Here is a 24,495-nt window from a genome sequence, read left to right as displayed (position 1 = left end):
ATGACACGTTTTTATTTTAACATTAAGCACAGACTTATAGGATTAAAAGCTACCTATTAGCCGTTCTAAATAACATCGATGCGCTGGTCGATACACTGTTAGCCACGTGCTACTATTATCGGTTTTAAAGTGAGTCAACTATACGGCCCTCTAACAATACAAAAGCTAGTAAAGCATAAAGCCAGAAAAACAGTACACTAGCAAGGCAACATGACTTCAGAATCAAAGGACTTCAACCTTTCATAGCGTTGCTCACAACGCTCATGCGCATCCAAATCTTTGAGCCCATCTAATTGCTCAACCAATAGTGCTTTTAGCGCATTCATCACTGGCTGTGGCTCAACATGAGCGCCCTCACCCTCATCAATGACCGCATCAATTAAGCCCATTTGATATAAATTAATAGCGTTCAACTTCAATGCTTCACTGGCATCTTGGGCTTTTTCAGCGGTTTTCCATAGAATGGACGCACAGCCTTCAGGAGAGATGACCGAATAAATACTGTTTTGCAGCATGTTCACTTTATCACCAACGCCAATCGCTAATGCGCCGCCTGAGCCGCCTTCACCGATAATAGTGACGATAATAGGCACTTTTAAGCTAGAAAAAACTGCAATACTTTCAGCGATGGCTTGCGCTTGACCACGCTCTTCGGCACCGATACCAGGGTAGGCGCCTTGGGTATCGACAAAGGTCATGACCGGAATATTAAAGCGCTCAGCCATTTTGACCAAACGAATAATTTTGCGATAACCTTCAGGGTTTGCCATCCCAAAGTTATGGGCGATACGCTCACGCGTGCTACGACCACGGTGCTGACCGACCACCATCACTGGCATACCATTTAGACGCGCAAGTCCGCCAAGGATGGCCTTATCATCAGCATAGGCACGGTCGCCATGCAACTCATCAAATTCAGTAAACAGCTTATTCACATAGTCCATAAATAATGGACGTTTGGCATGCCGTGCAAGCTGAACGCTATCCCAGACGGTACTCATAGACGCTTCCCTTTCATAGTTCTGTTTAATATAGTGACGTTTAGTATAATGATATTTAATATAGTGACGTTTAATCTGGTATCGTTATCGGTCTAAAATAATAAAAGTACAGTTGTAAACTCAATAAAAGCTATAGTAGCACATCTTATATGGCATGACATTATCGACGAAGGCGCTTTTGTTACGTTTATATTTAACGTAATACCTATAATCGTAACCACCAAAAACTGTAACCACTAAAATCTAGGCTTCTACAATACTCAACTTCACACCCCATTTGGCGAACTGATCAATTTCAGTATGTAGGTCGGGCAATAAGAAAGCATAGTGTTCGTTGCTCTCGCCAACGGTGATTTGCCAGCAATTTTCATCAATGACTTTTAGCGCTAATGCCGGTAATTCATAATCACTGCGGCTGTGATGCGCCAGTACGGCCAAACGTAGCAACAAACACAGGTAAACAAGCGCATTGCCGCCAATCACACAAGTCTGCTCTAGCATATCGGCCTTAAGCTTTCGGCGATGATTGAGCATCAACTGCGCCATACGCTTTTGATCGACTTGCGAAAACCCAGGTATGTCCGAATATTCCATCAAATAGGCGCTGTGCTTATGATAGCTACTGTGGGCAATCGCCAACCCTATTTCGTGTAAGGATGCGGCGCGTCTGAGTAAATCCCCGTCATCACTACTCAAGCCAAGCTTATCTTGTACTTGCTCAAATAAATGACGACTGGTTTTTACCACTTGTTTGGCTTGTTTTTTATCGCCTGAATAACGCTTAATCAGCGCCAATACACTGCGGTCACGCACATCTTCGCTCGCAAAACGCCCAAGCATGTCATACATAACCCCTTCGCGTAGCGCACCGTCTGAGTAAGTAATGGTCTCAACACCCAGTACTTTCATCACTGCTCGCAGTACCGCAACACCCGCTGGGAAGACCGCTTTTCGGTGTTCTTTGACGCCTTCTAAGTCAATATCTTCGACGTTACCGATTTTAAGTAGTAATTTTTCTAATTTTTTGACCCCTTTATAAGTGATGCGCTCCTGTTCATCGGCCCAGCCTTTAGAAACAAGGACGTTACGCACCGCTTTAATCGTACCACTTGAGCCAACCACACTGCTCCAGCCCGTCTTTTGATAACGACCACTAATCGCCAGCACTTCTTTGCGAGCGCCTGATATCGCATTAGTAAACGCTTCTTTGGTAATCTGTCCGTCAGCAAAGTATTTTTGGGTAAAAGCAACACAGCCCATCTGTAAGCTTTCGGTCAGTAATTGATTGAACTCTTGACCAATAATAAATTCTGTCGAACCACCACCAATATCAATGACCAAGCGCTTATCACTACTGGCATTGGTGTGCGAGACGCCCAAATAAATCAAACGCGCCTCTTCACGCCCAGCAATGATTTCGATAGGTTTAGGTAAAATCTTATTGGCACGGGTAATGAAGTCATCGGCGTTTTTGGCTTGACGTAAAGCGTTGGTCGCGACAATTCTAATACGCTCAGGAGGTACCGAATCTAAGCGTGCGACAAAGCGGCTTAGGCATTCAAGACCGCGCTTTTCAGCAGCGGCACCTAAAATATTATGCTCATCCAATCCTGCCGCCAACTGTACCTTTTCAGACATAGACACTACTTTTCGCACCTCACCATGATCCAGACGAGCAATGGCCAAATGAAAACTGTTGGAGCCGATATCGATGGCTGCCATCATTTCATCTTCAGCAAGTGGTGGGTTTTTCAGGTAATTATTGGGCATAAGAAAAATCGTACCGTGTCAGATAAAAAGAGAGTATATTTAAAAGATTTCGCACTTTTAAAATATAGAATGTAGGGGATAAAAAAGTAATCACACTTAGGAATTAAAGACATCAAACTTATAGCAATTCAGCACTGAACAGAGGCATTCATATCGATAGCGCCGTATAGCACGGTTGCGCTCTTAAATCGAAGCAATTATATAGCAATTTTTGCCATTAAAGCATTTATGCCAAATGCTGGCAAGTAAGCAACCAGCATCGCTAAACACTGTTTTAACCATCATTAATAAAAAACTGAGAGTCAACTTTTAAGCTTGTGTTGCCAATGCTGGTTTGCTACATTGAAAATATAGATATATTGCGATAAATAACAATTACTTATCTTAATATTTATGAGTGCTATTAGACAATAGCCGCATTTACTTTTTTGCACTAAATGCACCTCATGAACCAACTAGGTTATATAGCCAGCAAGGAAGCTAATATCATGAAACAGCCTACCGCCCCAACAACGCAAACCAAAACAATCATCGCCGAAAAGGCCAGTAATGGTTATCTTGTCAATGCAGAAAACCCAACCAAACAGAAGTTTTATGACTTTTATTTAGACGAGCATCAAAACATGGCCTGCCGTCGGCTACATTTCGCCGGCAGTAGCTTTGGTCTGCTAGGATTAGCAAAGTCTCTCAAGAATCGCTCAGTAAAACCTCTTGTTAAAGGCATTGCCGCCGGATACGCCTGCGCATGGGTGGGACATTTTTTCTTTGAAAAAAACAAACCCGCCTCTTTTAAATCTCCGCTAAAAAGCTTTGCCAGTGATTTTCGTATGTACACCGATGTACTGCGCGGCAATTTAAGCTTAAAAGATAGAAAATTTGATAAAGCTCGATAAAAATAAGTATAGTCGATCTACTATAAAACAAACACAGTAAAACGAACACCGCGCTACTGGGATAAATTTTGCGCAGCCTCTGTCACGCTTGCGAACAGCAAGCAAAGAAGATTTATCCCAGTAGCGCGTTATAATATTTGTACTTATTTTATTTTTTAGTACACAGCTATTTAGCGCAAGGATTTACGGAGTATTTTACCCACAGCCGTTTTAGGGAGCTCATCAATAAAGGCATAAGCTTGCGGACGTTTATAGCCTGTCAAACGCTCTTTGGCAAACGCAACCAACTCATCAACCGTCAAGCTTGGATCATTTTTAACCACAAACGCTTTGGGTACTTCACCGCTATGCGCATCTTCAATCCCAACGACGGCTACCTCCAGCACTTTAGGATGTTCGGTCAGCGCCGCTTCCACCTCATTAGGATAAACATTAAAACCTGACACCAGTATCATGTCTTTTTTACGATCAACCAATGTCAAAAAGCCCTTTTCGTCTAACCTACCGATATCGCCAGACTTAAAATAACCATCGTCGGTAAAGGTCTCTGTATTATCAAGACCCCAATAACCTTGCATCACTTGTGGTCCTTTAATCCCCACTTCTCCCGGTGTTCCAATCGCACAGGCCGATCCATGCTCATCGATGATTTTGATATCCATCATGGCCAAAGGTAAACCAACACTGCCATTAAAGGTATCTATCCCTGGTGGATTAAAAGAAATAACCGGCGAAGTCTCTGACATACCATAACCTTCATTGATAATCATGCCAGTCACACGCTGCCAGCGTTCAGAGACGGCTTTGATAATTGCCGTACCGCCACCGATAGATAATGCCAGCCGACTAAAATCAAGACCAGCAAATTTTGGATGATGCAGCATGCCGTTAAATAAGGTATTAACCGAAGGAATCACGTGTGGTTGATGCTGCTCAATGCTATTGACTAACCCATCAATGTCACGCGGATTGGTGATCAAAACATCTTCCCAGCCGCCATAAATACCCAGTAAACCACAAACGGTAAACGAGAAAATATGATAAAGCGGCAAAGGATTCAGTATTTTAACCTGCTCGCTACGATCTGCTTCGACAACTGTCCCAAACATCGCATAACACTGGCAGATATTGGCCATCACATTATAGTGCGTGAGCATCGCACCTTTTGGCTTGCCCGTTGTGCCACCCGTATATTGTAGTAACGCCAAATCTTCGCGTGCAATCGTCACCGGCTGACATTGCCCAGCATGGTATGACTGCATAATATGAGCAAAACTAATATCACGTTTCACATCAGTATTAGCTGATGTGGCATTGGTGGCACTAGATGCTATAGTTTCTGAGCGTTTGTTAATAACGTCGTCGCTCTCATTGGTAATAACTGACAAATCATTAATTTGACTAAGTAACGCAATATCGTTGTCTTGCGCGGCAGCGCTTGGGTCAATAGAACAATGTACGACTAAGGACAGTTGCGCTTTAACCTCATCGTCCAACTTATCATAAGCAGCTGTCATACCACCAAGAACAATCAAGCCACAGGCTTGAGAATCTGTCAGCTGATGCGCCAATTCATAGTGGGTATACATCGGATTGACGTTTACCAATACTGCCCCTACCCTAAAACAGCCGAGTAATACCACCGCATATTGCAATATATTTGGTAATTGCACCGCAATGCGCTCACCTTTTTGGATATTTTGCGCTTGCAAAAAAGCAGCAAAGCGGTGACTCGCAGTATCTAACTGTGCAAAAGTTAAGGTGGCCGCGCCCATACTAAAAGCAATAGAATTACTGTGCTGATCGATTTTCGGTTGTAGTAAGTCGAGCAAATTGTGCTTATCGTTTAATACATCCAAATTATTTTTTAATCCATACTCCTCGTAAGCCGTTTGCCATAATGGTGGAACATGGGAGCTTGGCGCGCTATTTTCAAAGCTATTATTCATCAGGTTGCATCCTTGCTAAATCGTGATTGTTATCCTCAGGATAGCACAACTGGGTCTTTGTATTACAGGCTCAGAAACAAGGAGACTTTTAGGTTGTAGAGCATTTTTATTCCTAAAAAACACCCTATATTTATTAAAAAATGCTTTGCTAAAATAAGATTCAACCACAAAAAAACCAGCACAATAACTTTAGCTACTGATGCTGGTTTTTATTTTAGTTATTTAGCGCTTGATACTTTCAGTAAATGACTTAGGCTTTTGCCATTTCAGCAAATATCTCATCAGCGGCCTGAATCGTTGCTTCGATGTCTGCATCGCTATGTTTAATAGACATAAAACCCGCTTCATAAGCAGAAGGCGCCAGATAAATACCGCGATCTAGCATACCGTGGAAAAAAGTGTTAAATACGTTCATATCGCATTCGGTCACTTCATCAAAGTTTTTTGGTGCGCTCGTTGCAGTGTCTTTGACAAAGAACATGCCAAACATGCCGCCCAATTTATTGGTGCGTAGATTAATGCCATGTTTGTCAGCAGCAGCTTGAATACCATCTATAAGCTTATCTACTTTAGTCGATAGTTCATCATAAAAACCATCTACCGTTAAGTCTTCAAACATGGCGATACCAGCACGCATTGCTAGCGGATTACCTGATAGCGTACCCGCTTGGTAAACGCCGCCTAGCGGTGCGATACAAGACATGACTTCTTTTTTGCCGCCAAATGCACCAACGGGTAAGCCGGCGCCGATGATCTTGCCGAAGCAAGTCAAATCAGGGTCAATACCAAAATGCGCTTGCGAACCGCCAAGTCCAACGCGAAAGCCAGTCATGACTTCATCAAAAATCAATACGGCGCCATTTGCTGTACATTCGGCACGCAGCGTATCATGGAATTCTTGCGTCGGAATAACCATGTTCATGTTGCCGGCGATTGGCTCAACGATAACACAAGCAATCTCATCGCCCCATTTCTCAAAGCACTCTTTTATCGCTTGTGGGTCATTATAAGGCAAAGTAATGGTGTGCTTAGCAAAATCCGCTGGTACACCTTTAGACGTTGGCTCGCCGATATCGAGCATGCCCGAACCCGCTTTTACCAGTAAGCTATCTGAGTGACCATGATAGCAACCTTCGAACTTAACAATCTTATCACGCTCAGTATAGCCGCGCGCCAAACGAATCGCACTCATGGTCGCTTCTGTACCTGAGCTGGTCATACGAATCATTTCAACACTTGGAACGATTGCACAAATTTTATCTGCAACGGTAGTTTCAAACGGTGTTGGCGTACCAAAGCTTAAACCATCGTCAGCAGCTTTTTTGACCGCATCGATAACTTTTGGGTGCGCATGGCCCAAAATCATTGGACCCCAAGAGCCTACATAATCAATGTAAGCATTGTCTTCGGTATCATAAATTTTGCTGCCGTTAGCACGGTGCATAAAGATTGGCGTACCGCCAACCCCTGCAAAGGCGCGGACGGGCGAGTTCACACCGCCAGGAATATGTTTGCGAGCTTGCGCAAAAAGTTGTTCATTCTTTGTACTCATAATTATTCTCTATTTATTATTTCTCTATCACTTTATTAGGGCGTATTGAACATTGATGGTCTTAAGCTTTTTTAACTACTGACGACTTCAGCTTCATTTGACCAAAACCGTCAACTTTACAATCAATGTCATGCCCATCTACTGGATCATCTAGCAGACGGATGCTTTTAACTTTTGTGCCAACCTTAATCGACGTCGAGGAGCCTTTAACCTTTAAGTCTCTAATTACCGTCACTGCATCACCATCTTGCAGCTCATTACCAACGGCATCACGAATAACCGCCTCTTGGTCTTCAGCATCTGCCGCGTCGGTTTCAGCTGCGGTCCACTCATGAGCGCACATCGGACATACCAGTAACGCGCCATCTTCATATGTATATTCAGCATCGCATTTTGGGCAATTGGGTAAGCTCATAATTTCCTCGTCAGCCGTGATAAATTGGGTGTATTCTAGAAATATCATTGTACCGTAACTCGCCAGCTTTAACCAATTTGTAGCGTTGAAAACGCTGCGTTGCGCCCAACTTACATCTTAACGATTGTCTTATTGATGACGTTTTTTATGATGGTGTTTTTTATGGTACTCTTCTTTAACTTGACTTGTCTTTAACTTGATTCGGTTCTACCCCTTTTATCTTTAAAGAGTAAAACTGAAATAGACACTCTAACAATGGGGTTTTACGTTAAAGTTTCGATAAACACAAACCTTTGATAAATACATACTTATAAATAGGATAATAACAATGGCTCAATCTATAAATGAATCGACACTGCCACAGTTTTCCCAACTAACCATTCAAGGTGAAGATGCCGAAAAGTTCTTACAAGGGCAGTTGACTTGCGACATGACCAAGCTAGGGCTCAGCTATCAAGCAGCAGCCATCGGTAACCTAAAAGGTCGGATTGAATTTGGTATTTGGATTAAAAAACAGGCTGAAAAGCATTACGATGTGGTGATTAGCGCTGATTGTGGTGATGCGCTGCAAGCCCACTTAAATAAATTTGGTGCATTTTCTAAGTTTGAAACCAGCGCGCCTACTGCCATTTATCCTTGCGTGCTTGCTGATGAGCCGACTTTTAGCCACAAGGACGACCACAATACACTCGATGACACCCAAGCTTGGATGCAAGCTAGTATCGCAGCGGGCAACTATTGGATTGTAGCGGCAACGCAAGGTGTGTTTCAGCCACAAGAGTTGCGCCTACACCAGCGCGGCGGTATGGACTATGATAAAGGCTGCTATCTCGGTCAAGAAGTCATTGCCCGTATCTATTTTAAATCAGCACCGAAAGCATTTTTACACTACGTGCAAGGGTCAGGCGAAGTGCCAGCCCCAGGTGAAAAGTTAGAGAAAATCCAAGTGGTTAATGCTATCGAAAATGCAGAGGGTTTTGCAGCCCTAGTTGTTGCCCGTCCAGAATATCTTGCTGATAGTGAGCTGACGATATTAGCATTACCGCCTGCTTTGCAAGCTGATGTTGCCCGCCAAAAATAAAGCCAATCATCAGCACTATTTAATGCAGTTTTACTAAAACGCAGCAGAGCAATTTATGAGCCATATTGCGGTACTCGGAGCAGGCGTGGTAGGTGTTACCACCGCATGGTATCTTCGCCAAGCGGGCTATGATGTTACCGTTATTGAGCGTGAATCTGCCGCAGGGTTGCAAACCTCATTTGCCAATGGTGGGCAAATATCTGTCTCACATGCCACGCCTTGGGCCAATCCTTCAACTCCGATGAAAGCAATCAAATGGCTGTTTCACGAGGATGCGCCACTACTTTATCGTCTACGTGCGGATAAAGCGCAACTGAAATGGGCGCTGCAGTTTTTACAAGAATGCCGCGCAGATAAAGCCGATGCCAATTTGGTACAAATGGTTCGTTTAGGACTATATTCACGCGACGCTTTGCAGCAACTGCGTGCTGATATCGGCATTGATTACGAGCAACAAACCCGCGGTATCATGCATTTTTATACCAATCAAGCTGAATTTGATGCCGCCATCGCGCCGACAGAGCGCATGCAAGCGTTAGGCTGTGAGCGTTATGTGATTGATATCAACAATGCTGTTAGTCTCGAGCCTGCCCTTTATCCCATCGCCCATAAGTTAAAAGGCGCGACTTATACCAGCTGTGACGAATCAGGCAATGCCCATTTATTTACCCAGCGTTTGGCGCAACGCTGTGCCGAATCGGGCGTGCGGTTCTTATACGATACTGACATTTTAGCCATCAATATCGACGCCCATTCCGCTCATCCACACATTCATAGCATTACCATTCAACCCAAAGATCAAAATGCGCAGACTTTTAGTGCCGATAGCCATGTACTGGCACTTGGTAGCTATAGCGTGTCGCTAATGAAGCCACTCAATATTCATTTGCCTATTTTCCCTGCCAAAGGCTATTCTGCGACTTATCAGGTTAATCCACGAGCCCCGCATTTAGCGCCATTTATTAGCTTGATTGATGATGAGTTTAAATTGGTCACCTCACGCCTTGGAGACAAGTTGCGCGTGGCTGGTACAGCAGAGTTTAATGGTTATAATCTAGATTTGAATAGCACACGCTGCGAAGCTATTACTCGCCGAGTGCAGCAATTATTTCCTAAAGGCATCGTTGCCAACTCAGTACAATATTGGGCAGGACTACGTCCGATGACCCCGTCAAATGTGCCGCTCATTGGACGCGCCCATATGGGTCAAGTCCGTCATGGTAGCCAAAACGCGGATGCTACCTTTGATAATTTATGGCTCAATACTGGTCATGGCACGCTTGGCTGGACGCATGCTTGCGGCTCGGCAAAAGCCATTAGTTTATTGATACAAGGCGAGAATCCACAGGTAGATTTTGATTTTATAGGTAGATAGTCGATCCACTATAAAACAAACACAGTAAGCGAATACCGTGCTACTGGGGTAAATTTTGCGCCGCCTCTGTCTGCGCAGGCAAACCATTCATCACCGCATTACCACTTAACTGATTCATTGAAGTATCGCTGATCAGCTCGTTACGTACAGCGCGGATAAAACACCTCAAACTTACACAAGGATACTGCACATAACATAGCAAGGGCTTTTATCATAATTAAGTAACACTACAAACATTGGTCATACAGACAAAGCGTTTGAAAATTCATATATTGGTATCACAAGTTAGCCATTGGCTGTCTGCATTGCAGTTTCAAGTAATCGTAAGCAGTCAGAAATAAGCTACTTATTAAAAGCAGTACTGAGTAAGAATCATAAATAATAACTTGGATACTAAAGCGCTTTATAAGCTATTAATTTAACTTTTAATTAATTAACACTATAAAAGACGCAATAACTTATAAAAGGAATATAACTATGAATGAACATACTCTAAAAGGCGATTGGAAACAAATGAAAGGCTCAGTAAAGCAAAAGTGGGCTGACCTTACCGATGATGACCTATTACACATTGAAGGTAGCCGTGATAAGCTCGTGGGTAAAGTCCAAGAGCGTTATGGTCACAGTAAAGATGACGCTGAGCGCGAAGTAGATACGTGGCGTACTGAAAACAAATACTAATTCATGACTTTTTTATAACATGATTTTCTATAAAGAATCATTTTTATAAATAGTTAGCTAAAAGCCGCATTAACCTTAATGCGGCTTTTTTATGGGCTAGATTTATAGTTTGGCGTATACGGTATTAGGAAAACATAAAACCCAGACACGATAAAACCGCATAGCAATCGACTGTTATGCGGTTTTATTGTTAACTATCCATGTTACTTATCACGACTGTCTTTTATGCATCCTTGCATAGCATTCAGTATATTGTGATACTGGGCATCCTGCCCTATTTACTACGTCTATCAGCAGTTAACGCTGACATCAGCAAAGTTTATGTGTCCTTACTTCATTTACGTTTATCATCCTGATAGTGGTAAATGAATCATTATCCTTAATGCGGTCAACTCAATCCTTGAGTCACATTCCCTAATGCCGTGTGACTATAATGCCCAATTCCCACTCTCATGTTAAGTGGCGTAAACGTCATTACGTGTAAGCATATGCTTACAACGACGTTATAAGCACTTATTTTTAGCCCATTTAATCGCTTTCGTTCAGATTAAGGACACGCCCTAGTATCGACTATAGACTCAATCTTAAAAAAGGTATTCTTAAGAGAAAACACCCTGAATGAGCGTCTCTCATACGGTTAGCGATAAACGCCCTACTTAGCAAGAGTTATCTCACTCAAAACATCGCATCATTACGAAATTATTTGAAACATTTACAACTTACTAACGTGAAAGACATCTGTTACCAAGTTTTTCGCCTTAAAATGTATGTAAGAAATTATTTCAATAAGTTATTTGAGCACGACCAAACTGTCAGACATTATAAGAGATATAGTTATGAGAATATTACAACATCCCAAAATTAAAACAGCCTTATCTGCTGGGCTTGGTGTGGCATTATTAGGCGTCACTGCTGGCGGTACTGCTATGGCCTACGATAACCAGCCTGTCTATCGCGGTGATAGTAGCTATGGTAATGATTATCGCAATGGTGACTTTGGCCGTATTAGTCAGAAATTACGCCAAGACCTGCGTCGTAGCGGCTACCATGTGATGGACATCAAACCTGATACTCACCGCGGCAATCGTTCGCTCACGGTTTATGCCAAAAAGGACAATCAGCCATACGAACTTAAGTATACTTATCCTGGGCTTAAGCGTATTAGTTCAAGTAAAAAAGAGTGGTCAAACGTCTGGCAAGATAAAAACCACCATAACGGCAACGGCTATTATGATAATGGCAAGTATAAAAACCACAATAACCGTTATAAAAACGACGATATTGAAGATAATATCAAAAGAGAAGCACGCTACCCTACTATCAAAAATCGAGCCATCAGAAAGGTAGAAGGTATGGGTTATCGGGTAAAAGACATCGAGCTTGACGAAAAAAATAATCGTGGTGTCTTTGAGATAGAAGCCAAGCGCGGCTCACAAGAGTATGAGATATTACTGGGCTATCCAAACTTAAATGTAATTAAGATTGAAAAAGATTAATCCCAAAAAATAGCCAACGACCTCTTACTGGCAATAATTTATATACCATCAATCTGGAGCGTTGGCGTCATTTCTTATGTGATGCCTTTGGGTAGATAAGCCAGTGCTAGGACGAGTTAGCGTTTTCTGATGACCCTTTATTGGTCAGTATTAAAAAATAATAATTCATGAAATATTAGGAGCATTTACTATGAAGATATTAGCTTTCTCAACGCTAAAAACCGCTTTTTCTACCGGCATGGTAGTTGCCTTATTAGGTACCGCCGTTGGTTGTACTACTGTGACGCCAGGATACGATAATCACAAAGTCTACTCTTCACAAGGCAATCATCACGGTAATGGCAACTATAAAAACAATGGCCGTTACCATCAGGGCAATTATAATAACGGTCGCTACAACAATAATAATGGTCGATATAATAACAATCGTCGATATAATAATAAAAAAGGCCATCATAAAAACAATAACGGCCGCTACAACAATAACAATGGTCGATACAATAATAACAACCGCTACAACAATAATAATGGTCGCTATCAAAACAACCATTACCGTTATAAGTAAAACAACACTCTCAGAGACATCATAAAAAGAACGTATGCCGCTTAATGGTTATGCGTTTGGCTTTTAATTTTGGCATCGTTGACCTCTTGATGCCTTCGGTCAAATAAACCAGCCTTTGGTTTGTCTGGCCATTTTTTTATCGCTCTACGCTAGGTGCTTTACCATAGCCATTTTATGATAGACACTTTTAATATATAGCCGATCCACTATAAAAAAATACAGTGCTACTGGGATAAATTTTGCGTAGCCTCTGTCTGCGCTGGCACAGCAAGCAAGAAAAATTTGTCCCAGTAACACGTGATAATATTTGTACTTATTTTATTTAGGACTGACTATAATTAGACACTTTTAATATAATAATGGGATAACCTTATGATAAACAAAACCTTTTTAAAGACCACCACTGCTACTGCTATGGTTGCTGCTCTATTAACGATAACAACAGGCTGTGTCAGCGCTCCTGGTGGCTACAATGCTTTTGGCGACGTTTATGAAGATATTTATAAAGACAGCAGTGTGTATAAGAAACACAAGAAAACCATTAAGAGCATCGATAAGGATTTTTATCGCCCTGCGATCGAGCAGCAAGCGGCCAATAAAGTCAGCAGTATGGGCTACCGGGTTAGAGATGTTAAATATAAAAAGGGCAACAACACTATTAAAGTAAAAGCCGAACGCGGCGGCGAAGACTATAAAATCGAGCTAGGCTATCCTGGGTATAATGTGCTTAAGGTTAAAGAAGATTAAACATTTAGCCTAGAGATCTAATACTTCGATGATATCGTATGCAGGCGTCTCATAAGGATGCGCCTGCTTTAACGCTGCAATAACCTTATGAATGGCGGCTTCATCAACCACCATTTCTACTCGCCACTCATCGACCCTCTCTACCTTATCATGTGACCCTATATGGGGATTACTGCCTGCCAGTGGCATAAACTGCCCTGTTCCTTTTACTTGCCAACAACACTGCTCATAACGCCCAATCGTCCCAGCTCCCGCAGCAAACAACGCTGACTTAACCTGCTCCAATGCTTCTTCTGGAATAAAAACGGTGAGTTTATACATAAACGGCTCCCATAAAATCTAGTGATAAAAATTAGCTGAAACTATAGTGAATTCACTTTAAAACTGAGACAGTGCTATTGGCTATACGACGATCGTATCGCTTTTATTTTGAACCGACTATATAAGTTTTACTATTTTTTAGATAACGAGGCATGGTTTGTCCATATATAACGTAGCAGCCAATCCTTTGCCTCACCCGCATAATCGATGCCAATATATGGACGCAGTGACACAGGTGGCTGACAACCATCGTCTTCAACCCAGACTTCTGAGGCAGGAATAATAGATTCGAGATTAGGTAACATCAGTTATCACCTGCTTTCAAAAGTTTGTATTTACACTCTATTATTACCGCAGTATAAATTTAACACAAAAGCACTTAACTAAGGTTTAACAGCGCATACCTTTACCTATTGCAACTGATGTTATACAGACACTTAACTTTATATGATAGTAATCTTAATAATGGCTCTACACATTAAAATTAATATAATCAAAGGGATAAGATCATGAGTAACTCTAATACGCAAAATGATAAGCAGAAAAACAACAATGATAAAGCAGAAGATAAAAAGGACGACGTAAAAAATAATAATACAGCTCAAGATTCAAAAGATCAGAGCACTAATAAAGAGTCAGACAATAAAGATAAAAACTCACACAACAAAGACAACAAAGACAACAAAGACAACAAAGACAACAAAGACAACAAAGACAACAAAGACAACAAAGCATCCGATAATGACAGCGAAAAAGATAGTGATGATTCTGATAAAAAAAGTTCTGATAAAAAAGATAAAGACAGTAAAGACTCTAATGCCGATGATAAAGACTCATCATTGACAGACACGGCAACGACTAAAGCAAAAGAAATGGCTGGTACCTTAGCCGATAAAGCAGCCGATGCAATGGATTTTGCTTCTAAGAAAATCAAAGAAGCACGTAAAGACAGCTAATTTATTTACTTGCATAAAAAAGCTGAGCCCATGGCTCAGCTTTTTTTCTATACTATAAAATTAACCCAGATAAATTACTTAACTTAATGGCACACCAATACGCTTAGCGACTTCTTCATAGCCTTCGATCACATCACCTAATGACTGACGGAAACGGTCTTTATCCAGTTTTTTCTTAGTGACTTTGTCCCAAATACGGCAGCCATCTGGTGAGAACTCATCACCTAGGACGATACGATCGTGGAACACGCCAAACTCTAGTTTGAAATCGACCAATATTAAATCGCCTGCATCAAATAGTGCTTTTAGTACGTCATTGACTTGATAGCTCAGCTCTTTCATTCTCGCCAGCTGTGCCTCATTAGCCCAATCAAGAGAAATAGAAAGTGATTCATTGACCATCGGATCGCCAAGCGCATCATCTTTATAGAACAGCTCGTAGGTAGGCGGCGTCAAAGCCTGCCCTTCTTCTACACCCAAACGACGCACCAAACTACCAGCAGCAAAGTTACGTACCACGCACTCAACCGGAATCATCTCTAAACGTTTGACCAAAACTTCATCATCAGACAATTGCTTTTCAAAATGCGTCTCGATGCCAGCATCCGCCAATTTTTGCATGATAAACGCATTAAAGCGATTATTGACGACGCCTTTGCGTGCCAACTGCTCGATACGTTTGCCATCAAGCGCTGAGGTATCATCGCGAAAGTGTAGAATCAGCAGATCGTTGTCTTCTGTTTCATAAACGGATTTGGCTTTGCCTTTATACAGCAGTTGTTGCTTTTGCATTATCGGGATTCCTGTTCGTTCAAGCTTATGTGGTAAAAACGCGCAGATATCACTGGATCTGATAATACAGTATTAATGATATATGCATTAGTGACCGTGAAAACCAGCGATACAAATAGAGAAATGGATTTAATTTGAGGTAGGGCTTACCGTACGCTGAGGCTTCGGCAATTGATACTGGCTGCCTGATTCGTTTTGTAATTTGAGCGTATTTGCACCCGCGTTAGGGGTTTGATATAAAGGCACAAAAGGGGCTGTTTCTTTGGTAGCTGGCAGCTCTATAGGCGCCAATTTTTTGCTTTGTTGGTATTCTAGGCTACCGTTGTCACGCTTACCCAGTAAGTTTTTAGCAGTTTGGCAGCCGCTCAATACTAGGGTGCTGCCCAAAACTAAGGTTAGCATCGCGGGGAATATCTTTGTAGTCGGTGATGATGTTTTCATCATGTTATCTCTCTAAGTTAGCAATTAACACTCATTTGGGCAACTGGCGTATTATTTTACCAGACCTTATAGCAGCTACTAAGCCTATTTATTAATAACTGGCTTAGCCTCTATAACGCTTGGTTTTATAATAATCTTGCGCGCATCTATAGTAAGTTTGCACGCACCAAGGCTTCATCAATCGTCGCATGATGTTGTTCTGCTAGCCAAACCAATGGCAAGCGGATACCGTTATCTATCATGCCCATTTTATATAAAGCATATTTAACAGGAATAGGGCTGGACTCGATAAATAAGTCACGGTGTAAGTGTTTGATGACATCATGTGCTTTATTAGCCGTGTCAAAGTCGCCGCGCAAGGCTGCGGTAAAAGTTTCGCTCATGGCTTTTGGTGCCACGTTGGCAGTCACCGAAATATTACCTTTGCCGCCTACTTTCATCAGCTCAAGCGCGGTACCATCATCACCAGATAGAACAACCAATCTGTCACCAACAGCTTTAATTAATTGCTCACCGCGTCCGACCGACCCTGTTGCGTCTTTAATCGCTACGATATTGTCTATATCTGCTAAGCGCTCAACCGTTTCTTGGGCGATATCAACGACCGTACGTCCTGGTACGTTGTAGAGCATCTGCGGGATGTCCACTGCTTCAGCGATGGTTTTATAATGCTGGTATAAACCTTCTTGCGGCGGTTTATTATAATAAGGCGCGACCAATAACGCACAGTCTGCACCCGCATCGGCAGCGTCTTGGGTCAGCTTAATCGCTTCGGTCGTATTGTTGGCGCCTGTACCAGCAATCACTGGCACACGGCCTTTGACATGCTGCACAAAATAGCGAATCACCTCGCTGTGCTCTTGCATAGATAACGTCGCTGATTCACCAGTGGTGCCAACGGCGACTAGGCAATGTGTACCTTGTTCAATCTGCCAATCTATGAGGTCTGCCAGACGTTTATAATCGACCTTACCGTCAGGGTGCATGGGCGTTACCAAGGCTACCATTGAGCCTTGTAGTCGGGTTTTGATTTCGTCGTATGCTGTGCTCATAACCGTGCCTTACTGTATTATCCTAGCTTTTATTAAAGCTGTCACATGATAGGTCGTTTGCAAGTGCCTTTTAACTTAAAGCTCAACGTTTAATAAAAATAACGTAAAAGGCAATATCTTGCGTGATGTTAATACTATTTATTTATCTCTTCTAAAGTCATTAACGCTATTTTTATCGGCTGCCACTGTAATTGGCTGATAGCAATAAAAACGCCTGTTAGTGTAGCATATTTTACTTTAACCGCTATCAATCAATTGAGATGCAATATCTAAATTGAGCGCCAAAATACGCCTACTTTCTCTCGCCGCATCTCATCAACATTCGGCTCAAGCCTTATTGCCAAGTAGAATATTCGCTTAACAGTCAGTTTAGCGCAATGCATCAGCACTGATAAGTCTTTTAGATAGTATTAACGAATCGTCAACACATCGATAGTGGGACGATACAACCGAAAAGGCAATCCTCGAGTACCAATACCGCTACTAACAAATATCTGCGCACTACCGTGCTGATATAAACCGCGCTGCTGACCCATACGGCTGCTATTTAACAAGGTTGACTGCTCACGACTACGCTCGATATCTTTTTGTTTTTGTGCCAGCCATATATTTTTTTGCGTTGTTTTTGCCGCGCCAGTAATCAATAGTGGTCGCGGCTGCAAGGCTTTTGGTAAATCTCTAATACTATCGAATCGTGAAGCCAAAATAATGACTGGCTTGGTAGCAGTCGCAATTTCTGCCCCTAGAGCGGCCTTACCTGTTGCATTGGCATCCTTAATATCAGTGAATTGCTTCGGCACATCCTGCCAGCCGCAGAGCGCTGCGACAATGGAGTTGTCTTGCAAACTCTTATTGGCAGACCCAGCACATTTCAGTGGTAACGAGGTACATTGCTGTCCGATATAACTGATATCGAGCACATCAAAGGTACTGGCCAAGGTGTCTTCTAATAGGGGCTGTCCCTGCTTGGTGGTGTTAATCGATTGATAGCGTAAATCCGAGGTGCTCATCACCGTATAAACAGGTTTATTAACCCCTTTAAACAGCATCAATTGTCCCACCAAATCTGCGCTTGGATAATATAACCAATCACCCGTAATCAATACCGCATCTGCTTGTAGCGCATTAATAGTGGCAACAAGCTTGCGAATATGGCGCGGCTTTCCGCTATATATTCCTATGCGTAAATCAGCCAGTACAGCGACCGTGAGCGGTGTTGATAAGTCCAAATCAATCGCCTGATGCGCTAAGCGTAGACGGTTGGGCTGCACCACCACGGTATAAAAGTATAGCCCCATTACTAGTGAAATCATCAGCACAGATAATAAAGATAACTGCGCGAGCATCGGTGACACTGCTTGCAACCAACCGATGATTAATAGCACAACCCAAACAGGCATGGTATAAGCCGCGTAATATAACGCTAACTTAAACCAAATGCGCATAAAACGCTTGGTAGGATTGGCATTGAAGGTTTGTAATCCTGACCACAGTACGATATACGCGAGCAATGCTGCTGCCGTAGAGATACTTAGCGTATAAAAAGCGTGGTCATCAATCATAATTACCTGATAATTATATAAGGGTACAAACCAATTAAATGGCTCACCCTATGTTAGAACGTATTGAACAATAAATAAATCACTCAACGAATAAATTAAAAGATGCCCTACTAATAACAGTCATAAAAACGGGATAAACATCAGCCCATTCAGATAATGATCGTTTAAATTGAGAACATACCCTGATCATCGGATAACAACAACCACCTGATTAAAATAGACATCTGATAAAAAAATCAGCCATTATAGAGGTCGACCTCTATGATAAACAAGTACAATTATCACTAAGGCATATTGTGACGTACTTGTTTTTGAACGGGCTATTTGTGACTGGCTATCTATAACGGCTACTCAATACGTAAGCCGATAATACCAGGAATCCCCTGACGCATAATCTCAATGGTCACCACACCTTTTTCGGGTAATGATGAAACAGCACCAGAAAAGTCATTGACGGTTTTAATTGATTTTTGATGCAGGTTGGTAATAACGTCACCCGCCAATATGCCCGAGCGCGCCGCTAGCCCTGTCGGCTCGACAGCAGTGACTAATACGCCAGTCTTATTATCAGAAGCCAACTCTATTTGCTCCTCTGAAGTTAGATTACGCAGTGCCAACCCTAAGCTTATCTCGTTATCTTGCTGAGCACGTCCTTGTGATTGCATATTATTGGATGCGTTACGAAGCTTGCCAGTGATAATCGATTGCTTGCCATCACGCTGAATCTGCACACGAAACGCATCATCAGGACGTGCCCGATTAATCAGGTTCAATAAATCTGACGCCTCCATAATCTGCACATTGTTATATTGCAAAATAACATCCCCTGATTTTAATCCCGCTTTTTGAGCCGGCGAGTCGGGGGAAACACGAGTCAATAACGCCCCTTGCGGACGCGCTAAATTATAAGCCTCTGCCAGATTGCGATCGATATCTTGCGGATAAATACCTAAATAGGCGCGAGCCACTTCACCATTGGTTTTTAGCTGCTCGTAGATATCCATCGCTGCATCAATCGGAATAGAGAACGACAGTCCCATATAGCCGCCAGTACCACTAAAGATACGCGAGTTAATACCGATGACTTCACCACGCTGATTAAATAAGGGGCCACCTGAATTTCCAGGATTGAGTGCCACATCGGTTTGGATAAATGGCACACTGGTCTCACGTGAAAAATTACGCGATTTGGCGCTGACGATACCCGCCGATGCTGAATAATCAAAGCCAAATGGCGAGCCAATCGCCAGTACCGGCTCCCCTACTTTTAGGCTATTTGAATCGCCAATAGGCAACGCAGGAAACGTGGTACCTTTTATTTTTAGTACGGCCACATCTGAGCGCTCATCACTACCTACCAAGGTCGCATCCAGCTCTGTGCGGTCATTGAGGGTGACAGTAATGGTGTCAGCGCCTTCGACCACATGATGATTGGTGAGCATATAGCCATCTTTGGTGATAAAAAAGCCGTCCCATAAGCGTGCTCAATCGCGGGTGTCGCTGCCTGCTCAGGGATACGCAAGCGATCACCAAAAAACTGCCTCAATAACTCAGCAGTTTGAGCCTTGGCAAGTTCCGCTTCGCTGACAGTTTTGGTGACATTGACGCGGGCGACTGCTGGGGTGACTTGTTGAACTAAGCCAGAAAAATCTGCCGTAGTGACTGCTGCTTCAGCGGTCGGCATGGTAGCGACATTAATACTGGCTACCATCGCTGTGCCAATGGCAAGCGCTAATGTACTATGCTGCAACCAATGCTGCATTTTAAAATTGGATTGTCCTCTAAACATATTAATAGGCATATTTCCCTCCATATAAGTGATAATTATTATTGTTGAGATAGTCGATACTACATAAATAAATACACAGTATTATGACGCAGGACTGGTACAAAGCTTGCTTGCTTGCTTACTTGCTGTGCCTGTGCCAACAACAGAGGCCATAAAAAATCTATACCAGTCCCATGTATCTCTTTTATATTGACCTGATAAATCTATTAGGTTACTGGCTTTTATAAATTTTTGCCATCGACCATTTATATTTATGGATTATACCCTTTAACACAGATTGTCATAGTCGTGACGTGCATGACAAACGCGGCTACTGTATGATAAATAAAAAAGCGCTAATTTGCTGTAGTAATAATCAAGGATAGGTCACGGCACAGTTATTGCTTACTTGCTTTGCAAAGCATTACTACTTATCGAGGCTATCTGAAAGAGGTAACATCGATAAGGACGAAATAAAACCATGCTATGATAGCAAGCCAAATAATTTCATAAGCAAACAAAAGTCATATTTTAATAATATTATTGACTATACGTTAGTCATATTGATTAACATCACCCTTATTTGCATTTCTAATGATTTAGGAATGCTTTTGTCTATACTTATTTGTAGTAGTTATATCATACCTAACTCATGTGGTGATTTATGCTGTGATACATAGCGGCTACTCTTAGCGACCAACACTATCGCTCAGCTGTTCATGTTGCTTGCATCAACCCATAAATATGCTGCCTATAGCAACTGCTCTATAGTGGCTATTGATAGGTATGAAATATGACAAGATTATAAAAGGATTAATTTATGGATACCGCCCTACTGCTATCCGGCGTGGTTGGGATTGGCATCGCCGCCCAATGGTTGGCTTGGTATTTAAAGCAACCGTCCATTTTATTTTTATTATTGATTGGTATTATCGTTGGCCCTGTGCTCGGCGTATTTGACCCCGACTTGGTATTAGGCGAGCTGATGTTCCCCTTTATCTCCTTGGGGGTGGCGATTATCCTATTCGAAGGCTCGCTAACGCTCGAGTTCGATGAAATCAAACAACACGGTACCGTCGTGCAGATGCTGGTGTCCGTCGGCGTCCTTATCACCATTGCCATCGTCGCGTTATCGACCTATCTATTATTCGATGTCGACCCGCTGATAGCTTTATTATTCGGTGCGCTGGTGTGCGTGACGGGCCCAACGGTGATTATGCCGCTACTGCGTAGTGTGCGTCCCAATAAAACCATATCCAACATCCTTAAATGGGAAGGGATTATCATTGACCCGATTGGCGCTATCGCCGTGGTTTTGGTCTATGAGTATATTATCTCAGGTGGCGAAGCCAGTAGCATTTTGCTATTTGCCAAAATCGTAGTATTGGCGACTGCGCTTGGCATGGCGGGTGCTTGGGTATTGGCATTCCTCATGCGCCGTCATATGATTCCTGAGTTTTTGCGCAATGTCTTTACCCTTGCTTTTGTCTTAGTCTTATTTTCAGTATCAAACCATTTAGAGCATGAATCGGGTCTATTGACGGTTACGGTATTGGGCGTTGCTCTTGCCAACTGGCCAAAATTCCCGCGTGAGACGATTTTAGAGTTTAATGAATCGTTAACCATTTTATTAGTCTCGGTATTGTTTATCATTCTTGCTGCCCGTGTTGAGCTTGAAAGTCTGCTTAGCGTGGGCTTTGCAGGATTGGTATTGCTAGCAATCGTGATGTTTGTCGCACGCCCCTTATCGGTGTGGGCATCTTCTATTGGCTCCAACTTAAAGACCAATGAAAAGCTGATGATTAGCTGGATTGGCCCGCGTGGTATCGTTGCGGCTGCTATCTCATCGCTGTTTGCTATTCGCTTGCAAGAATATGATATTCAAGGCGTTGAACTGCTAGTGCCATTAGTATTTTTGGTCATTATTGGTACAGTAATGATTCAAGGTTTGGGCGCAAAAATGGTTGGTAATTTCTTGGGCGTACGTGAGCCTGAAACCAACGGGATTCTTATCGTTGGCTCAAACCCTATTGCCCTGTTGGTAGCCACCTCGTTAAAGGAGCAGGGCTTCGATGTCATCGTCGCTCATAATAACTATACCAATATTGCCCGCGCACGCATGAGCGGTCTACGCACTTACTTTGGCAATCCCATCTCAGACCATGCCGACCATCATCTTGATCTTATCGGTATTGGCCGTTTATTTGCCATGAGTATGGACAAAGAGATGAACACCTTGTCTGAGATTCATTACCGTCATGAATTTGGCGAGCGCAAGTTATATCGTCTCAAATTCAGTGATGAAAAAGTTAAAAGTGAGCGTGATGATAAGCAATCAAACTTCCACTCACAATGGCTGTTTGATGATGCCACTTATACCAAGCTTGCCAGCATGCTATCGAAAAAAGCCCGTATCAAAATCACTAACATCACTGACAGTTATAGCTTTGAGCAATATAAAGCTGATAATAAACAGTTTGTTCCGCTCTACACTATCGACAAAGAAGGCAAGCTACACGTCATCACGAATAAGTTCGATGGGACAGTACCCCGTGATCGCAAGCTCATTTCACTGGTCGTGGAAGATGAAGTACAACCAAAGCCAGTCGATGTAACGCCTAAGCAAGAGCAGGCGCGTATGGCTGCCGATGCCAATTTTGAGTCCAAATCAAAAGCACCTGATAAGCGTAAAGAAAAGGAGTTAAGCGACGATAACGCTGACGTAGCAGAGCAAGACCCTGCAACAGCGACCGACAAAGATAATAACCCTGAAACAGACAATGAGCAAAAGGTCTCAAGTGACTCATCAACCAGCGCTAATGATAGTTCCTCGTCTGAATCAGCGCCAGCCAAGCCAACAACGGCTAACGATAAGGGTGCAGAATCAAAGTCTGAACCTGCTAACACTGTTGATAAAGGTGTAATGTCAGCCAATTCGACCGCAGAGTCAAAGACCACTTCTAAGAGTAAGCTATCTAGCAATACCAACGGTGATGGTAACGCCCCTAAAACTAAAAAAGGCTCACTTGATCCAAATCGTCTGCCAGACTCTGGTCAAAACAATGCGACTAGCACTGGCGCTGATGCTAGTTCTGATGCTGACGCCAGTAAAGACGTTGTGCAGAAAGATCTAGATAAGAAGAAGACAGGTAAAGAATAACTGCTGCTTTTTTAAAATTAGTCTATAAAATACAAAAGCCCCAACGGACAGTTGGGGCTTTTTTCTTCAGAGCTATAGGCTCTAAATAAAATCGATACGATTGTAATAAAGTAAATAGCCACGTGCTACTGTTATAAATTTTTCTTGCTTGCTGTTCACAAGCGTGACAGAGGCTGCGAAAAATTTACTCCAGTAGCACTCGTATCGGTTTTAAAGCGTATCAACTCAGCTCAAACCTGTCCTGAACCGCTTGCCATATACGTGCGCTAACCTCACTAGCCGTGCCAGTTGCATCAATACGCTGTATACGCTCGGGGTACTCGGTCGCCAGCGTGCTAAAACCTTTATGCACCCAAGTAAAAAACTCTGTTGCTTGTTGCTCAAAGCGGTCGGCTGCGCTACGTTTATTGGCGCGCGCCATACCTTCTAATACGGGCAAGTCTAACCACAAGGTCAGCTCAGGTAATTGCGTCAAAAACTGCTCGATAAGCAACTCAATCTTGGCACGTACTGCTTCATCACCATGCGCCCGCCCAAACCCTTGATAAGCAATGGTCGAATCAGTAAATCTATCACATATCACCCATGTGCCGCGTTGTAGCGCTGGCAATATCACTTGCTGCATATGGTCACAGCGTGCGGCAAACATTAATAGCAATTCTGTATCATCATTGATAATCGTCTCAGGGTCTAACAGGATAGCGCGCAAACGCTCCGCAAACGGACTACCGCCCGGCTCACGAGTACGCAGATAATCAATACCACGCGCCTGCAAATGTGCGCATAACTGCTCGATAGCGGTGGTTTTACCCACACCTTCAGTGCCCTCAAAACTGATAAAGCGCCCTTGAGTCGGTGTAGTGGTGTTTTGAAACAACGGTGTTTGGGTGGATGCTGACATGCTATGACCTTATGTCA

Annotated in this window: 20 protein-coding genes and 2 pseudogenes; 9 read left to right on the top strand and 13 right to left on the bottom strand. The window is 42.8% G+C overall.

From position 1 onward, the window contains the following. Positions 1-197 precede the first annotated feature (197 nt). Both ACT3TU_RS01355 and ppx read right to left on the bottom strand, forming a co-directional pair. Positions 198-1,001, bottom strand: coding sequence for an acetyl-CoA carboxylase carboxyltransferase subunit alpha (locus ACT3TU_RS01355; RefSeq protein WP_192524949.1), 804 nt, complete (start codon positions 999-1,001; stop codon positions 198-200). A 243-nt stretch (positions 1,002-1,244) separates the two neighbouring features. Further along, positions 1,245-2,771, bottom strand: coding sequence for an exopolyphosphatase (gene ppx, locus ACT3TU_RS01350; protein ID WP_192524807.1), 1,527 nt, complete (start codon positions 2,769-2,771; stop codon positions 1,245-1,247). Positions 2,772-3,259: 488 nt separating this feature from the next. On the opposite strand from ppx, the gene ACT3TU_RS01345 reads away from it, so the two are divergent. Continuing rightward, complete coding sequence (locus tag ACT3TU_RS01345; RefSeq protein ID WP_192524806.1) at positions 3,260-3,664, top strand: DUF962 domain-containing protein; 405 nt, start codon at positions 3,260-3,262, stop codon at positions 3,662-3,664. Between the two features lie 170 nt (positions 3,665-3,834). Here ACT3TU_RS01345 and ACT3TU_RS01340 read toward each other — a convergent pair whose 3' ends face one another. The 3 genes from ACT3TU_RS01340 to ACT3TU_RS01330 form a co-directional block, all read right to left on the bottom strand. Then, positions 3,835-5,613: an AMP-binding protein gene (locus ACT3TU_RS01340; protein ID WP_192524805.1), complete on the bottom strand. Its 1,779-nt coding sequence runs from the start codon at positions 5,611-5,613 to the stop codon at positions 3,835-3,837. 250 nt (positions 5,614-5,863) lie between these two features. Beyond that, positions 5,864-7,165 (bottom strand): glutamate-1-semialdehyde 2,1-aminomutase, encoded by a 1,302-nt coding sequence (gene hemL, locus ACT3TU_RS01335; protein ID WP_192524671.1) that lies wholly within the window; start codon positions 7,163-7,165, stop codon positions 5,864-5,866. A gap of 61 nt (positions 7,166-7,226) precedes the next feature. Further along, a complete protein-coding gene (locus tag ACT3TU_RS01330) occupies positions 7,227-7,580 on the bottom strand; it encodes a zinc ribbon domain-containing protein YjdM (protein WP_225735297.1) in 354 nt (117 codons plus the stop codon). Positions 7,581-7,908: 328 nt separating this feature from the next. Between ACT3TU_RS01330 and ygfZ the strand changes: the two genes are divergently transcribed. The 6 genes from ygfZ to ACT3TU_RS01300 all read left to right on the top strand — a co-directional run bounded on the left by ygfZ (position 7,909) and on the right by ACT3TU_RS01300 (position 13,525). Beyond that, the gene (gene ygfZ, locus ACT3TU_RS01325) at positions 7,909-8,661 is read left to right on the top strand and encodes a CAF17-like 4Fe-4S cluster assembly/insertion protein YgfZ (RefSeq protein WP_192524670.1); all 753 of its coding nucleotides are present in this window, start codon (positions 7,909-7,911) and stop codon (positions 8,659-8,661) included. A gap of 55 nt (positions 8,662-8,716) precedes the next feature. Further along, positions 8,717-10,036, top strand: coding sequence for a D-amino acid dehydrogenase (locus ACT3TU_RS01320; RefSeq protein WP_192524669.1), 1,320 nt, complete (start codon positions 8,717-8,719; stop codon positions 10,034-10,036). Between the two features lie 477 nt (positions 10,037-10,513). Then, positions 10,514-10,717 carry a CsbD family protein gene (locus ACT3TU_RS01315; protein WP_192524668.1) on the top strand — a complete coding sequence of 68 codons (204 nt, stop codon included), beginning with the start codon at positions 10,514-10,516 and terminating at the stop codon, positions 10,715-10,717. Between the two features lie 836 nt (positions 10,718-11,553). Then, positions 11,554-12,213 (top strand): PepSY domain-containing protein, encoded by a 660-nt coding sequence (locus tag ACT3TU_RS01310; protein ID WP_192524667.1) that lies wholly within the window; start codon positions 11,554-11,556, stop codon positions 12,211-12,213. A gap of 190 nt (positions 12,214-12,403) precedes the next feature. Further along, the gene (locus ACT3TU_RS01305) at positions 12,404-12,778 is read left to right on the top strand and encodes a hypothetical protein (RefSeq protein WP_192524666.1); all 375 of its coding nucleotides are present in this window, start codon (positions 12,404-12,406) and stop codon (positions 12,776-12,778) included. Positions 12,779-13,150: 372 nt separating this feature from the next. Next, the gene (locus ACT3TU_RS01300; RefSeq protein WP_192524665.1) at positions 13,151-13,525 is read left to right on the top strand and encodes a hypothetical protein; all 375 of its coding nucleotides are present in this window, start codon (positions 13,151-13,153) and stop codon (positions 13,523-13,525) included. Between the two features lie 9 nt (positions 13,526-13,534). Here the strand turns inward: ACT3TU_RS01300 and ACT3TU_RS01295 are convergent, their stop codons facing one another. Both ACT3TU_RS01295 and ACT3TU_RS01290 read right to left on the bottom strand, forming a co-directional pair. After that, the gene (locus ACT3TU_RS01295; RefSeq protein WP_444783949.1) at positions 13,535-13,846 is read right to left on the bottom strand and encodes an NGG1p interacting factor NIF3; all 312 of its coding nucleotides are present in this window, start codon (positions 13,844-13,846) and stop codon (positions 13,535-13,537) included. Between the two features lie 131 nt (positions 13,847-13,977). Further along, positions 13,978-14,118 (bottom strand): annotated as a pseudogene (locus ACT3TU_RS01290) (DNA-3-methyladenine glycosylase); the annotation flags it as partial. 237 nt (positions 14,119-14,355) lie between these two features. Between ACT3TU_RS01290 and ACT3TU_RS01285 the strand changes: the two are divergent. Continuing rightward, positions 14,356-14,802, top strand: a complete 447-nt coding sequence (locus tag ACT3TU_RS01285) for a hypothetical protein (protein ID WP_192524935.1) — start codon at positions 14,356-14,358, stop codon at positions 14,800-14,802. A gap of 78 nt (positions 14,803-14,880) precedes the next feature. Here the strand turns inward: ACT3TU_RS01285 and purC are convergent, their stop codons facing one another. The 5 genes and pseudogenes from purC to ACT3TU_RS01260 all read right to left on the bottom strand — a co-directional run bounded on the left by purC (position 14,881) and on the right by ACT3TU_RS01260 (position 20,360). Continuing rightward, positions 14,881-15,594, bottom strand: a complete 714-nt coding sequence (gene purC, locus ACT3TU_RS01280; protein ID WP_192522692.1) for a phosphoribosylaminoimidazolesuccinocarboxamide synthase — start codon at positions 15,592-15,594, stop codon at positions 14,881-14,883. 129 nt (positions 15,595-15,723) lie between these two features. Then, positions 15,724-16,038 (bottom strand): hypothetical protein, encoded by a 315-nt coding sequence (locus ACT3TU_RS01275; protein ID WP_192522693.1) that lies wholly within the window; start codon positions 16,036-16,038, stop codon positions 15,724-15,726. Positions 16,039-16,181: 143 nt separating this feature from the next. After that, a complete protein-coding gene (gene dapA, locus ACT3TU_RS01270) occupies positions 16,182-17,087 on the bottom strand; it encodes a 4-hydroxy-tetrahydrodipicolinate synthase (RefSeq protein WP_192522694.1) in 906 nt (301 codons plus the stop codon). A gap of 410 nt (positions 17,088-17,497) precedes the next feature. Then, entirely contained in the window at positions 17,498-18,649 is a 1,152-nt protein-coding gene (locus ACT3TU_RS01265; protein ID WP_192522695.1) for a hypothetical protein, read from the bottom strand. A gap of 347 nt (positions 18,650-18,996) precedes the next feature. Then, a pseudogene (locus tag ACT3TU_RS01260) lies at positions 18,997-20,360 on the bottom strand (Do family serine endopeptidase). An 877-nt stretch (positions 20,361-21,237) separates the two neighbouring features. On the opposite strand from ACT3TU_RS01260, the gene ACT3TU_RS01255 reads away from it, so the two are divergent. Further along, positions 21,238-23,577, top strand: coding sequence for a cation:proton antiporter (locus ACT3TU_RS01255; RefSeq protein WP_192522697.1), 2,340 nt, complete (start codon positions 21,238-21,240; stop codon positions 23,575-23,577). 220 nt (positions 23,578-23,797) lie between these two features. On the opposite strand, the gene tmk is transcribed toward ACT3TU_RS01255, so the two are convergent. After that, positions 23,798-24,478, bottom strand: coding sequence for a dTMP kinase (gene tmk, locus ACT3TU_RS01250; protein ID WP_192522698.1), 681 nt, complete (start codon positions 24,476-24,478; stop codon positions 23,798-23,800). Positions 24,479-24,495: the final 17 nt, after the last annotated feature.

It is taken from the genome of Psychrobacter sp. AOP3-A1-26 (assembly GCF_052378235.1).
Taxonomy (GTDB): Bacteria; Pseudomonadota; Gammaproteobacteria; order Pseudomonadales; family Moraxellaceae; genus Psychrobacter.
The sequence above is the reverse complement of the archived record's forward strand: the minus strand, read 5'-3'. Positions and strand labels throughout refer to the sequence as shown.

Coding starts and splice junctions, on each gene's coding strand:
- ACT3TU_RS01355 (WP_192524949.1), bottom strand. CDS start 1,001: ATGAGTACCGTCTGGGATAGCGTTCAGCTTGCACGGCATGCCAAACGT.
- ppx (WP_192524807.1), bottom strand. CDS start 2,771: ATGCCCAATAATTACCTGAAAAACCCACCACTTGCTGAAGATGAAATG.
- ACT3TU_RS01345 (WP_192524806.1), top strand. CDS start 3,260: ATGAAACAGCCTACCGCCCCAACAACGCAAACCAAAACAATCATCGCC.
- ACT3TU_RS01340 (WP_192524805.1), bottom strand. CDS start 5,613: ATGAATAATAGCTTTGAAAATAGCGCGCCAAGCTCCCATGTTCCACCA.
- hemL (WP_192524671.1), bottom strand. CDS start 7,165: ATGAGTACAAAGAATGAACAACTTTTTGCGCAAGCTCGCAAACATATT.
- ACT3TU_RS01330 (WP_225735297.1), bottom strand. CDS start 7,580: ATGAGCTTACCCAATTGCCCAAAATGCGATGCTGAATATACATATGAA.
- ygfZ (WP_192524670.1), top strand. CDS start 7,909: ATGGCTCAATCTATAAATGAATCGACACTGCCACAGTTTTCCCAACTA.
- ACT3TU_RS01320 (WP_192524669.1), top strand. CDS start 8,717: ATGAGCCATATTGCGGTACTCGGAGCAGGCGTGGTAGGTGTTACCACC.
- ACT3TU_RS01315 (WP_192524668.1), top strand. CDS start 10,514: ATGAATGAACATACTCTAAAAGGCGATTGGAAACAAATGAAAGGCTCA.
- ACT3TU_RS01310 (WP_192524667.1), top strand. CDS start 11,554: ATGAGAATATTACAACATCCCAAAATTAAAACAGCCTTATCTGCTGGG.
- ACT3TU_RS01305 (WP_192524666.1), top strand. CDS start 12,404: ATGAAGATATTAGCTTTCTCAACGCTAAAAACCGCTTTTTCTACCGGC.
- ACT3TU_RS01300 (WP_192524665.1), top strand. CDS start 13,151: ATGATAAACAAAACCTTTTTAAAGACCACCACTGCTACTGCTATGGTT.
- ACT3TU_RS01295 (WP_444783949.1), bottom strand. CDS start 13,846: ATGTATAAACTCACCGTTTTTATTCCAGAAGAAGCATTGGAGCAGGTT.
- ACT3TU_RS01285 (WP_192524935.1), top strand. CDS start 14,356: ATGAGTAACTCTAATACGCAAAATGATAAGCAGAAAAACAACAATGAT.
- purC (WP_192522692.1), bottom strand. CDS start 15,594: ATGCAAAAGCAACAACTGCTGTATAAAGGCAAAGCCAAATCCGTTTAT.
- ACT3TU_RS01275 (WP_192522693.1), bottom strand. CDS start 16,038: ATGATGAAAACATCATCACCGACTACAAAGATATTCCCCGCGATGCTA.
- dapA (WP_192522694.1), bottom strand. CDS start 17,087: ATGAGCACAGCATACGACGAAATCAAAACCCGACTACAAGGCTCAATG.
- ACT3TU_RS01265 (WP_192522695.1), bottom strand. CDS start 18,649: ATGATTGATGACCACGCTTTTTATACGCTAAGTATCTCTACGGCAGCA.
- ACT3TU_RS01255 (WP_192522697.1), top strand. CDS start 21,238: ATGGATACCGCCCTACTGCTATCCGGCGTGGTTGGGATTGGCATCGCC.
- tmk (WP_192522698.1), bottom strand. CDS start 24,478: ATGTCAGCATCCACCCAAACACCGTTGTTTCAAAACACCACTACACCG.